Genomic DNA, 13,312 nt, shown 5'->3' with positions numbered 1-13,312 from the left:
GGAAAAACAAAGATACCAGCACCTAACATCGCTCCCAAGCCGATAGAAGTAGCTGAGACTAGCCCAATGGTACGTTTTAATTTATTCGAGTTCAATTTTGATTAATTTTATACGACTTAAGTTAGCATTTTAATGAAAATACTAAATTAGGTTCTAAAAATTAGAAAAGGCAAAAGAGAGCGGACTAAGGTTCTTTAATACGCAGAGACTTTGATCGGGTTAATAGTATACATCTCCGCTTTTTTCTACACAGATTTCGTACAATTTTATGAGGCTTTTAGACCTGGCTTTTAAGTGAGTGAAACGCGTGTAGATTGTCCTTTAAAAAAAACATTTTCTTAGGAATAAAGATATTAAATATTTTGGGACTGACATTAGCTATTTAGTATTTACAGAGTCTAATGGTAATTAGCATCAGTTCAAAAACACGTACTTCAAGATCTGTTAACGCGTTTAGAAACCATTCCAATTAACATTCATGAGTTCTTCTTGTCTGGCCACATATTAGGCAATTCTCCACTAAAACCCATTTGTGGAAGGGCGTCAATACTATTCATCTCGGTTGGAGTTAATTTAAAATCGAACAAATTGCTATTTTCTTCTATTCTTTTGGGTGATTTTGATTTTGGAATGACAATTACTTGGTGTTGAATAATCCATTTTAAGCAAACTTGAGCCACCGTTTTGTGATGTTTTTTAGCAATTTTTTCTAACACGTCATTTCCAAATACTTTTCCTCTTGCCAAAGGAGACCAAGATTCAACGGTTATATTTTGATTTTTGCAGTATTGTACCAGCTCCTGTTGCCAATATCCGGGATGAAATTCAATTTGATTAACAGATGGAAGCACATTGGCCGTTTGAAATAATACTTCTAAATGTTCTTGAAAAAAATTACTTACGCCAATAGATTTTATTTTGCCGTCGGCTTGTAGTTTTTCCATTGCTTTCCAAGTATCAGCATTAGTTTTCTGCCAGTTATCATAATTCTTAGCATTTGCAGGCCAGTGTATTAAATATAAATCGATATAGTCTAGGTCAAGTCTTTTTAAAGAATTTTCAAATTCAACCAGAGTAGATTCGTAACCTAAATTCTCTCGCCATAACTTGGTAGTAATAAAAAGATGTTCTCTTACAACTCCACTAGCTTTGATTCCTTTGCCAACAGTTTCTTCATTTTCATAAACTGCAGCCGTGTCAATTAGAGAATAACCTTTAGAAATAGCAGATGCGACTGATTCTATTCCTTCTGGCCCTGTTAATTTGTAGGTTCCAAATCCTAATGTTGGTATTTTATGTCCGTCATTTAAGGTTAATTGTTGCATAATTTTCAATCCATTTCTTAAATTAATTATTTTTAGAATTGTACTCACGGTCTAGGCGATACTGTGTTTCCGTTACAATCTATACGATTCTTTCAATCCTAGCCTAAAGATAACGAACTACGTTAAATTATGAAAAATGTATACGATAAGGGATGTTGCAGGTCTGGTCTTAATTAATTTTTAAGCAAGGTTATATATTTTTTTTAATACTGTGAAATACCTCCAGACTGACAATCTAGAGCTTCATAACAGCTATAAGTGTACTTATTCGATTAGTTCAACATAGCCAGTTTTAAGCTCGGGGAGATTCGCTAATGAGATATTTACCGTGGCTGATAATTCGTTAAGTGACATTTTTTCGTTTTGCCATCCTAACAGCCCGATAAACAATGATTTCGATAGTTTATACAGTTTCGTCGCGCTCTTCTTGATACTTAATTACTGTTATAAACACCAAGTAAGTAATACAGAGAATACCCGCAAAAAATATAAATGCTGCACCTTAATATATAATGATAGTTATAAAAGCACGCTAAGGAAAAATTAATGAATTTTCACTTGTTTTATCACAGTATTTTATTGTGCTTTAGTGCTTTGCTTGTTCGTTTATTTCCTTAATTTCAAAATAACATCTTTCACAAGCTATTTTTATTCTAGCGAATTTCATAGAGTCGTTATTCCAACCCTCTGTTTTAATTCCCTCTTTTTTGCATTCAGAACACCAAGCTTGGAAATCACACAGCAAACTGAAAATCCGTTATCATTTTTAGAAGTAGGCGAGAACAAGCAATTGCTTATAGCCATTGTTGTGCTTTCGTTATTGTTCTATATCTAAAATATATCTTAATTATTTAAATTTAATCTATTCTATTCTTTTAGCTTTCATTTCTCGTCCTCCTTGAAAAAGGGTTACACTATCTATTTCGCCAGCCTCATTTTTATTAAAGGTTAATTGTGCATCAACGACTTTTAAATAAAATTTATTTTCAGATTTTGGAAATATATCAAATACTGGTTGACCAGTGGCCTGAGTTTTTAATTGATTTCCTTCTCTTGTAACTGTAATAATAAACCCCGGTTGGAGTTCGTATTTACCGACATACGTTTCTAAAACAGTAGGGGATACTTTTATCTCTTTTACCAAATCGCTTATATCATCTCCAAGGGTCTTTAAAGCATCGATAGCGTTTTGATTATTAGGGTTTAATGCTACCGATTTTCTGTAATTTATTATGGCTAGGTCATTGTTACCTAACTTCATTAAACTTTCTCCATAACTATCATAGGCATTCGCTGATTTTGGAAATTCTTTAATAATAAGTTGAAATACTATGTTGGCGTCTTCTACTTTATCAGAACCCATAAGTTGATAACCAATAGTGTTCATTTCACTTTCACTTAAGTAATAAGCATCAGAATCTTTTATGGTATTATATTTAGCTATTCCAGCATCAATACCTTTGTCTTCAATAACAACTAATAACGCATCGGCCACCGATTTTTTAGGCATGTCGTAGTCTTTTCCATGCAAGATGCCTCGAATAGCTCTTGTCATTTCGTTAAGGGGTGCACCACCAGTATTATTTAGAAGGACTACCAAAGATTTATTAGAGGTTGCTCTAGAAATATTAGTATTAAATCCGTTAATACCACCACCATGGCTTATGGTGTAAATACTATCTTTAGAGGCTCCTATTTTATCATATCCCACAACCCAACCATAAGCATAATGAGCTTTACCAAAAGCTGGCACGTAAGGTTTAAAATACAGGGTCATATATACTTCTGGTAAAAGGGTAGACGTATATAAGGCTTGATCCCATTTATAAAGATCTTCAACTGTCGAATACATAGATCCTGCTGCATAAGGAATTGTCATGTCTAAGTATCTCGAATTTATATAAGCACCACCTTGTTTTTCATAACCGGTGGCTCTATTTTTTAGGATGTCACCGTGATTATCATAACCTGTATTATTCATAGCCAGCGGTGTGAAAATTTTATCTTGAAGCATTTGTTCATATGTTTTTCCAGATAACTTTTCAATAATAGCCCCTAGAAGAAAATAGCCCGAATTACTATAACTAAATTTTTCACCAGGGGCAAAATCTAATTCTTTTTCATCAAACTTTTTTACAAACGCTTCAGGGCTATAGGGATTTCGACTTTCCTCTTCCATAAATTTAGGAAATGATGTGTAATTTGGTATTCCTGAAGTATGTGTAAGTAGGTGATGCGTGGTAATAATATCACCAGTTTTTTTGGGATAGTCAGGCAAGTACTTTGAAATAGGTTCTTGTAAATCTAATTTTCCTTCTGCTACTAGTTGTAAAATTAGTAGTGCGGTAAATTGTTTTGTAATAGAGCCTAAGCGATGTTTGGTATTGGGTTTGTTAGGGATATCCCATTCCATATTTGCCATACCAAAGCCTTTCTTATAGATGACTTTGCCTTGATCGGACACTAATACAGAACCATTAAATTTACCATACTCTTCATAAGTACTTAAAAGTTCTTCGATTTGCTCAACTTTCGTTTGAGCAAAACTTATATGGCTTATTAATACTAAAAGAAGTATGAAAAGGCCATTTCTGTGAGTTGGATAATTTAATTTCATAAATTTATTTTTGTTGCTTTTTGTAAGAATATAATGTTAGGGATCATAACTTTTTCATTTGTATCTGTTTTTAATATTACGTAGAATAGTCCAATATCGGACACTTGTCCTTTAATATCAAATTCCTTGTCAATAATAGTAACAGATTGTCCTAATTTAACGGGATGACTTATGAAAATAATTATGGCTGATGATATGTTTGAAAGTATTGACCATTGGGCAACTAATGCAATTCCTACAACGGTAAGAAATGAAGTGATAAAAGTCAAAATATTTGCTTGTTGAACACCCCATATTGCTATAATCACAGTGATGAGAGTCACAAAAATGAATAAATTAATAGACTTTTGTATCGGTCTTATTCTGTATTTTGAATAGTCGTATTTTCTTTGAATTCTTGCGAGTGATTTTATAGACCCAACTCTTAAAATAAAAAAGGAAGCAATTGCAATTATTGTTTCTAAAATTCTAATATCCATAGGGTGTTCTTTTTATTTTTTTAATTGCTGAAATTTCAATTTAGCACGACCGTGTTTCTTTAATGTAAGGCAACTTGGTATTTATGGTTGGTTGTGTTGTGTAGCAACTAAATTAGTAAACAAATACGAACTAGAGAAAAATACGTGAGCATTTCTAAGTAGGAGAGAACCAGGTATGAGAACCCGGTAATTAATTTTATATGGCTTAAGTATGCTACTGGCATTATTTTATTATTTGAGTCAGATAAACAACTCCAACTATCCAGCCAACATAGAGTAGCGTATAAGTTAGCGCGTAAAAAGCTGAAATTCCAATAGCTCCTTGAGTGTCTTTTGATTTATTAAAAACAAACTTCAAGGCTCTAAAGAAAACCCAATAAAGTATTGCTAAAATGATGAGCAGTGAAAACCAAAAAACAGCTTCTAGCACTATTAGTAAAATCACAAATAATATTGACATCGCAATCCATAGTACAATCGATAAGATCAGTCCGCCAATGCCATCTCCACCGTCAATCGAAGGCATATCGATAGGCGATGAAGCACTTCCCGTTAAATCATTAGTTTTAAAATTTCTAAACTTTGGAAAGTTATCAATCAGTCCAATTCCTGCGTAAAGGCCATAGGTCATAAACAAGAATACTGCTGTTGCGATAATTCCGAGTGAAAAATACAAGTTGGACGTCAAACTCCGATTATAATTTATTCCAGTTAGATAGACCGTCAGGATTGTAATTGCAATTACAAGTAATGAAACTATAAAAACAGATTTTCCTTTCAGATAAGTTTGTTTGGCTTTCAAATATGAGTGTTTTGTTTAGCTTGTTGGCAACGTGATGTATATGTTAACTTAAGCTACTAAATTAGTAAACAAATACGGACCAGAGAAAATTCCAAAGAAATTTTTTAAATGAGTACTAGAACTTGAATCAATAAGGGTAAGGAATACCTAAAAACAGTAAACCCACAAGAAAAAAATCTTGTGGGTTTTTATTAAAATGTTAGGTGGTTTGCCAACAACCTATTTAGGTTATAGGGCTCTTACCTGCATTTCGACTGCGTAGTCAGATTCTAATGTAGGAAAACCAGCCACTAGATCAGGAGTAACGACTTTTAACACTAGTGCGTAATAGGTGTTATTAAGCTCAAATACTATTTCATCTTCCAATCTAAGCATTGCTTCGTTATCAAATGGGCGATCTAATTCATCACAATCTCCTATACACATTGGAACTGTTGTTAAAGCTCCATTCGCCTCTGTAAAAGAAAGTTGTACTTTAGCACCCCCTTGTCTAATGCACTTAGCATTCACTGGACAACGACTATCGTTAATCCCAGTAAAAGCGATTCTTACGCTTTCTGTACTGTAACCGCTACGGCTTATGAGTACAACTTGCTTGTTATACCCCATGGTAAAGTAAATGCCTGTATTTGCATTTCTACTATTGGCTTGTTCCTGTGGCGCGTCAATAAGTATTTCTTGGACTTGTTCTTGTGAAACTTCAGTTGGTGATTGAATAGCAATTTCTGACTCTTCACAAGCGGTTAAACAAAGAGTTAAACCTACGATTGATAATAAACGGTTTTTCATGATAATTTTAAATGGTTTGTTTTTTTTAAAATGGTTTGTTTTTTTTAAATAAATCTCGAAATTTATAATATGCCAGTATCGCGCGCTACTAGTACTAAATTCCGCGTGCAAAACTAGAAAAAAAACATAAGATAAACCTAGTCGTTCAACTAAGTTAATGACAGTTTAACCCAGAATTAATCTTATAATAATCTGCTCTTTGTTTTTGGGCAATAGAAGAGATAAAATGTGACCCTCAGATTAGCCAAATAGTGTATGGTTAAAATTTTTTAATAAAACGGTCTTGTCCTTAAATACGGCTCCAGGTTAAAATTGAATTAAGCTAATAAATTACCCGCCTGCCGGACGGGCAGGTATATTCTATTTGGTGTTTTGTAATAGGAAGATAAGTGTAATCTTATTTCGTTTTATAAATTGATTGCATTTTCTTAGCCCTTCCCTTGTGCCACTTTTGAAGCGAGCAAAAAGCCCTAATTATAAGGATACTTTACCTATTTTTTTATATATTGTTGTAAGCTGTTATTTTTGAATGTAATGAAGAATTTTACAGAAAATAGAATAACTTTCTTTATTATATTGTTTTAAATAATGATGCGTACTATTTGTAGTTTTAATGAGATAAAACAGCTCTGATACGGTTTGCTTAATCCTAACAGCTATTAATAAATGGGTATAGATGCATACATAACGCTAGGGGTAATGCTCCTTGCTATGATTCTTTTTATCTCTGAAAGAGTTTCTGTTGATGTTATTTCCCTAGGAATAATAGTCGTACTCGTTTTTAGTGGAGTCATCTCTACTGAACAGGGGGTACATGGTTTTGCTAACGAAGCGGTACTTACCGTAATGGCCATGTTTGTGTTATCAGCCGCTATTATAAAAACCAATGTTATTGAAGGTATTAGTCCAGCAATCACCAGATTCTTGAAAAAGAGTTATGGTGTTTCCATTAGTGGGTTAGCTATTTTAGTGGGAACCATGTCTGCATTTGTAAACAATACACCTGTTGTAGCTACTTTTATTCCGGTAATTAGTAAGTCTGCTAAAAAAGCGGGTATTTCTCCATCGCGGTTTTTAATTCCGCTTTCTTTTGTAGCTATGTTTGGTGGTATGTCTACTCTTATAGGGACTTCCACAAATTTACTGGTAAGTGGAATTTCGGCAGAGAATGGATTGGGTGAATTCTCTATGTTTCTGTTAACACCTTTGGGAATGGTGTTTTCTTTTGTTGGAGTGGTTTATCTAATCCTATTTGGTAAAAAGTTGATACCTGAAAGAGAAGAGCTTGCAGAGGATACGTATCAGAACAAAATTGACAATTTCTTAACAGAAATACGATACACAGCTGCTGCAATTGATGAGAAGCCAACCATTGAAAATGTATTTAATCGGGAGAATAATTATTTAGAAATACTCAGTATAAAACGTGATTCCAATGAAACAGAAGCACCTCAAACAGATTTTGAATTAGAGGAAGGTGATGTCTTGTTGGTCAAGGGGGATATGGAAAAAATTAGGCGCATTCTTAAAAGCGATAATCTCTATATTGTAAATCGTTTTACCGAGAAAAAATTTCCTAATGAAGCGACTAAGCTAATCGAACTTATTCTTCAATCTAATTCTGATATTTTACGAAAAAAAATCAAGGATATTGAATTTTATAAACGATTCACTGCCAATATCTTGGCTATTAGACAACGCGGCGAATTAAAATTTAAAAATCTTGATGATATTGTTCTTAAATCGGGCGATGTACTATTAGTACAAACTGATGAAAAAGGCTACACTTCTTTAATGGAACACCAAAAGGCTGGGGGATCGCCTTTTCTTATTTTTAAAGAAACGCAAATGGGAAAACTCGAAATAAAGAATTTAGTGATTGCTTCACTAACTATTTTGAGTGTTATTTTTTGCGCTACATTAGGCATTGTATCTATTGTAATGGCGGGACTGGCGGGGATTGTTTTTTTAGCTGTAACCAAAGTGATTACGATGGAAGACGCTTATAAAAGTGTAGATTGGCAGGTGATTTTTTTACTAGCTGGGGCTTTAAGTTTGGAGAAAGCCATGAATGAAAGTGGTGTTTCTGAGCTTATAGGGCGTTTGATGGTTGAACATATAGGATCAGAATATGGCCCTTATGTGGTGGTGTCAGTACTTTATTTTCTCACATCTTTACTAACAGGTATTATATCCAATAATGCCGCTGCAGCCTTATTCGCCCCTATTGCAATCGCTATTTCTCAAGGCCTAAATGTTAGTGCCACTCCATTACTCGTAGCTATAGCATTTGCGGGTAGTGCCAGCTTCTATTCACCAATAGGGTATCAAACAAATACGATGGTTTATAGCGCAGGGAATTACAGATTTAGAGATTTTACGTTAATCGGATTGCCTTTAAATATCATATTCTGGATCATTGCAACTATTTTGATTCCAAAATTTTATCCTTTTTAGATTCTTCATTTTCGTTCTCCATATTATTATAATAAACCTCAAGCTTTCTTTTGAGTATTATAAAGCGTGTGGTTCCGAAAACAAATAAAATTAAACTAAAAAAAAATAGAATATAACTAAGCCATTCCAAATCCATGAATTGCTTTAATTCTAAAAAAGCAAATCCAGCGATTACCATATATATTCCTGAGCGCAGATACGCAAACAGTGTTCTTTCGTTTGCAAGTGTCGTTCTTTCTAGGGCTAAATAATCTCTTAAAATTATTGCTTCCCTTTTTTTGAAGCTAGACTTTAAGTGCTTTGTGCCTGTGACTTTTTTAAGTATTTCTTTTTTTGACATAATACGGTTCAATTTAAATCAGATTTTTTGGTTTCTAAATCTTGTTTTGTTCTGAAATTTTAATTTATAATTCCTATTTTTTTTGAATGTACAATGGCATCTTTACTGTCTTTAAAATATAAATACCTAACATTTAAGGTGGCGATATTATTTAATACCGTTTGAACTTTAACCTTGGGTTTTTTAGTGGTTTGACGTATATAAACGGCTTCAATATTCATGGGGAATACTTTGCATATTCGCTCATATAAATAAGGATCTCTTTGAGAATCATCACCGAGTAAAACGTACTTAAGTTCGGGATTGAATGAAATTATTTCTTTAATTTTTTCAAATTTATGATCATGATTGCCGCCTCCCGTAAACAGAAAATCACCGAGTCCCGTTTTAATTTTTTTTAATTTAATGACTGCTTTAGGGAGATTATATTTATTTGCTATAGCAACTATAAATGAATACAGATTCCATTCACTACTAGAGACATAAAAAAACGAATTGAAAAAATGTTCCTTTTTTTGTCCTGCCTTACTGAGTGCTTGATAGTGTTTAGGCACATCATCAAAAATTTTACGCTTGTCTATATTCTGGGTAAGCATCACATAAATTTTTTTAAAAATGTTAGAACTATGAGAGATAAGAAGTGTATCATCAATATCTGAAATAATACCATATCTTCCTGTATGCGGTTTTAAAATTTCACCAGACGAAGTAATATTAAAGTTCTCATGTTTACAAGTCACTGTACAAGGATGCCAACCGCTTTCCAATGGTTTATTGTACGGTATTCTGAAATTAAAGTAGCCATCTTTTAATGTCTTGGTAGTAACAGATAAATCCTGAAATTGTAAGGTTACTATTTCATTGCTTAATGGTTTTATGGTAAACATTTTCAATATAGAAAAAGCATGTTTATAAGCTCTTTTTTCAATACTATACTGGCTTGGAGCCAAGGACTTAAAAACGTGTCCAGAAAGTATTATTTCTGTATCGTTCATATACCCTCTGTAGATACTTATATCTATCTTCATAATAAAGTTTTACTAAAAAAATTGTAATTTTATATGACTAAATATATAGAATTATAGTGAAAAAAAATATTCTCTTAGTTTTAAATCCAACAGCAGGTTCTATTGATGTAGATAGTGTGCTTTCTAAAACCAAATCTTGGTCACAAAAACTTGGATGTAATCTTACAACCTATAAAACCACAGGAGAAAATGATGAGGATAAGATTGAGCAATTACTAAAAAAGGTAACTTATGAGCGCGTAATTGCTGCTGGAGGAGATGGCACCTTAAAAATGGTAGCTTCAGTACTTATAGAAACTCCAATTATACTGGGGATTTTAGCTTGTGGCTCTGCTAACGGATTGGCTACTTCTTTGGCCGTTCCAAAAGATCTGAATGAGCAATTGGAAATAGCGTTCCAGTCCCACCCTAAAACTATTGATACCATTGTAGTTAATGATACATTATGTATACATATTGCAGACGTTGGTATAAATGCAGAGTTAATTTATAATTATGAAAAGTCTAAATCCAGTGGGATGTTAGGATATGCAATACAAGCCATTCCTACTCTGTTTAAATCTCAAGGGCCATACGAGTTTAAAATTTCGCTAAAAGAGAATGTAATAAATAAAAAGGGGATCCTGCTAGCATTCACTAATGCTAAAAAATACGGTACTGGAGCTATGATTAATCCTGACGGAAAAATTAATGATGGTCATTTTGAAGTTATTATTTTTAATAAATTAAGTATTAAGGACATTTTAAAAACTTTTATAAGGCGTTTATCTATTCCAAAAACATCAGTCGAAATCTATACTGCAAAATCGGTTTCGGTGACCTGTAAGGAACCTGTTCCACTTCAAGTTGATGGCGAATTTATTGGCAAATTCAAAAAATTTTCTGCACATATAAAACCTGAGAGTTTAAAAATAGCAATGCATCCGTTTTAAAAACAAATTTTCACATTTAAGAATACAATTTGTTTTGTTAATCATGTCATCTTATGATAAATCACTTTTTTTTCTGATTTAAAATCTCTTGCATTACGCATACAGAGAATATCAGTTATTTTTTTAGATACTTACCTGTTTTTATGGATTCCTCAAAAGGCAATTCCGTGTTATTTCTCATGCCAATTTTTACATTAGTACGTTATAAAATTCGATAGAGTACTTAAAATATTGAGAGATCAAATTCAAGCAGTTATTGTTTCAAAAATATTGTTTTGAGAGGGAAAGATAAGAGCTTTAAAATGAGTAAAAGGTTCTAATATCTAGTATTAGAACCTTTTTTATGTTGTAATAATCAAATGATTAATTAAGTTTCCAAACTTGATTATCGGCCGATGTAACTTGGGAGGTTATGGTAGTTCCTCCTATAGCATATAAAGACCCACCTAATGCTACAAAATTATAATCTCTTGCAGCAATTGGTGTTGTTTGCATGGTTGCGGGAGTCCAATCTATACCATTTTCAGACTCATAATAAGTAGTAGCACTTGACAAATTACTTGGTGGGGGTGTGGCCAGAATTAATTTATCACCAAATTTTACAGTTTTAATAGAAGTGTATCCTCTCTCTGCTGTCATCCAAGTTGTTTCATTATTCCAAGTGATACCATCAGAACTTGTATACAATGTAATCGAATTATCACCACTATCAGCGGAAGGTTCTATAGCAATAAGGTTATTATTTATGGCGCTAACCACAAAACTGTATTTTGATTCAAAACCATGGTTAGCAGTTTCTAAGTCCCAATTTAAACCATCACTACTACTATAGGTTGCGCGTTCATCAGATAAAGGATCAATGCTTGCATTATATCCTGCCACCCTATAGAGTCTACCGTTATGAACAGTCATTTGTATATTGTTGTACTGACTGAATGGTGTTGTTTCAGTCTCTTCTATCCAAGTTACCCCATCAGCTGAGCTAAATATTTTGGAAGAAACAAAACCATCAAATATCCCTCCGTATAACCAGAGTTTATTATTGAAAGTTATTAACTCATGTCCATAAACAGTTCCAGAAAGTGCTCCTTCATAAGTCCAAGTAATACCGTCAGTACTCGACCAAATATCATCAAGGGCTATATCTCCAGCATCTTTTCCTCCAATGATCCAAAGTTTGTCATTAAAAGCAGCCGCAGATGCTTTAATTCTTTTTGGGTAGTCTGCATTTTCAGTTAACTGCATGGTCGTTATTAGTTCTGTAACAAAAGATTGCACTTCGCTTTCGGCTACTAGTGCTCCTTCAATATTTGCTTGTACCTTCCAGTAGTATGTGGTTGCATTCACTAGTGCGTTACTAACGTCAAGGGTAAAAGTTGGATTGGCGCTTTGTATTTCTGATGCTGCTAATGGTAGGTTATCTTGCTCAGTACCAATAAAAATAGAATAATTTACTGTCTGGTCACTGTCGTAGGTTTCCCAGGTAAATTCAGGTAGGAGTTGTACAAGGGTTTCATCTGCTTCCGGAGAGGTTAAGTTGATAGAATTTAAAGTTGGTACGTTTGCGACTTGGTCGTCATCCTTACTACAAGAAAGAATGAGTAAAAAACCAAATAAAATAGCTGTGAAATTTAAAAGTTTCATTTGAAATGAGTTAAGGGTTAATAGCTTAGTGTATTACAAAGCTAAGAAATTCTTATTAAAATCAAAATTTGAGAATGTGCAATATCTTTATTCATACAAATTGGATGTTTAGAATGAATTTTCGTTATAACTATAAACAAACTAAAATTTTGCGTGCTTTACCCACGTAAAAATCTCTTTGAAAGCCTAAACTAATAATGTCTAAAATTAATGAAGAAAAGTGTTGTTTTTTACCTCAGTTCTTTGTTGTAAACAGTGCTTATTAAAATTAGTTATTTAGTTCGTAAAGTAAATCTTCAGTTTTACCATTCTTTAATTTTCGTATTACACTTCCCAATTTATTTTTGAAATTCAAATTGTCCGTTACATAAACAGGACAGCTAATATGTATATTTTCCGTTGTAACATTTACAGGATATTCTTTATCAAATGTCGCATAGGTTATTTCATCCTGAAGCACACCTTCTAAAAATTGGTAACCAGTATCTTTAAACTTATATTCAAAATATATAGAATCAGGTGTATTCGACATAAACACATTGGATTTCGGGTCGTTTACAATCAAATCAGCTGAATCTTTGATGGCAGTTTTAGAATTCTTTAAAAAAAAAGCCAATAGTCTAATCGTGTCTTTTTCGTGTTCTAATTTGTCGGTAATAGAGTCTATTGCACTGCTGCTATCGTATAAAACTAATCCTCGATATGTCTTATTAACTTGAACAGTATCGGCAAAATAAAATTCAAAGTTCGATTTACTACTGTTGGTTATGAAGGCTTTATTTTTAGGTTCATTATTTTCATTGCACGCAAACATTAAAGCCAGAATTATGAATGTTAAATTGTTTAATATGTATTTGAGTTTTCGCATGTCTTGTCCTGAAATACGGCTACAGGTTAAA

At 33.1% G+C, this 13,312-nt stretch carries 11 protein-coding genes; 2 read left to right on the top strand and 9 right to left on the bottom strand.

Annotation, left to right across the window (positions count from 1 at the left end):
• Positions 1–476: 476 nt before the first annotated feature.
• The 5 genes from GQ46_RS03810 to GQ46_RS03790 all read right to left on the bottom strand — a co-directional run bounded on the left by GQ46_RS03810 (position 477) and on the right by GQ46_RS03790 (position 6,012).
• Positions 477–1,325 (bottom strand): aldo/keto reductase, encoded by an 849-nt coding sequence (locus GQ46_RS03810; protein WP_044398527.1) that lies wholly within the window; start codon positions 1,323–1,325, stop codon positions 477–479.
• An 862-nt stretch (positions 1,326–2,187) separates the two neighbouring features.
• Positions 2,188–3,942 (bottom strand): serine hydrolase, encoded by a 1,755-nt coding sequence (locus tag GQ46_RS03805; protein WP_052503396.1) that lies wholly within the window; start codon positions 3,940–3,942, stop codon positions 2,188–2,190.
• Positions 3,939–4,421, bottom strand: a complete 483-nt coding sequence (locus GQ46_RS03800; RefSeq protein WP_044398526.1) for a mechanosensitive ion channel domain-containing protein — start codon at positions 4,419–4,421, stop codon at positions 3,939–3,941. The genes GQ46_RS03805 and GQ46_RS03800 overlap by 4 nt, the downstream gene beginning before the upstream one ends.
• Positions 4,422–4,644: 223 nt before the next feature.
• Positions 4,645–5,223 carry a hypothetical protein gene (locus GQ46_RS03795; protein WP_044398525.1) on the bottom strand — a complete coding sequence of 193 codons (579 nt, stop codon included), beginning with the start codon at positions 5,221–5,223 and terminating at the stop codon, positions 4,645–4,647.
• A 228-nt stretch (positions 5,224–5,451) separates the two neighbouring features.
• A complete protein-coding gene (locus GQ46_RS03790) occupies positions 5,452–6,012 on the bottom strand; it encodes a hypothetical protein (protein ID WP_156133093.1) in 561 nt (186 codons plus the stop codon).
• 666 nt (positions 6,013–6,678) lie between these two features.
• Between GQ46_RS03790 and GQ46_RS03785 the strand changes: the two genes are divergently transcribed.
• Positions 6,679–8,469 carry an SLC13 family permease gene (locus GQ46_RS03785; protein WP_044398523.1) on the top strand — a complete coding sequence of 597 codons (1,791 nt, stop codon included), beginning with the start codon at positions 6,679–6,681 and terminating at the stop codon, positions 8,467–8,469.
• On the opposite strand, the gene GQ46_RS03780 is transcribed toward GQ46_RS03785, so the two are convergent.
• Complete coding sequence (locus GQ46_RS03780) at positions 8,438–8,809, bottom strand: DUF202 domain-containing protein (protein ID WP_044398521.1); 372 nt, start codon at positions 8,807–8,809, stop codon at positions 8,438–8,440. The genes GQ46_RS03785 and GQ46_RS03780 overlap by 32 nt on opposite strands.
• A gap of 59 nt (positions 8,810–8,868) precedes the next feature.
• Entirely contained in the window at positions 8,869–9,837 is a 969-nt protein-coding gene (locus tag GQ46_RS03775) for an App1 family protein (protein WP_044398519.1), read from the bottom strand.
• 56 nt (positions 9,838–9,893) lie between these two features.
• Between GQ46_RS03775 and GQ46_RS03770 the strand changes: the two genes are divergently transcribed.
• Positions 9,894–10,769, top strand: coding sequence for a diacylglycerol kinase family protein (locus GQ46_RS03770; RefSeq protein ID WP_197077330.1), 876 nt, complete (start codon positions 9,894–9,896; stop codon positions 10,767–10,769).
• Between the two features lie 363 nt (positions 10,770–11,132).
• Here GQ46_RS03770 and GQ46_RS03765 read toward each other — a convergent pair whose 3' ends face one another.
• Positions 11,133–12,413, bottom strand: a complete 1,281-nt coding sequence (locus GQ46_RS03765) for a hypothetical protein (RefSeq protein ID WP_044398517.1) — start codon at positions 12,411–12,413, stop codon at positions 11,133–11,135.
• 268 nt (positions 12,414–12,681) lie between these two features.
• On the bottom strand, positions 12,682–13,227 hold the full coding sequence (locus tag GQ46_RS03760; protein WP_156133092.1) for a hypothetical protein: 546 nt from the start codon (positions 13,225–13,227) through the stop codon (positions 12,682–12,684).
• Positions 13,228–13,312 lie beyond the last annotated feature (85 nt).

Origin of the sequence: Lacinutrix sp. Hel_I_90 (genome assembly GCF_000934685.1) — a bacterium.
Classification (GTDB): Bacteria; Bacteroidota; Bacteroidia; order Flavobacteriales; family Flavobacteriaceae; genus Lacinutrix.
Note: the sequence above shows the minus strand (reverse complement) of the source record. Positions and strands in the feature narration are given on the sequence as shown.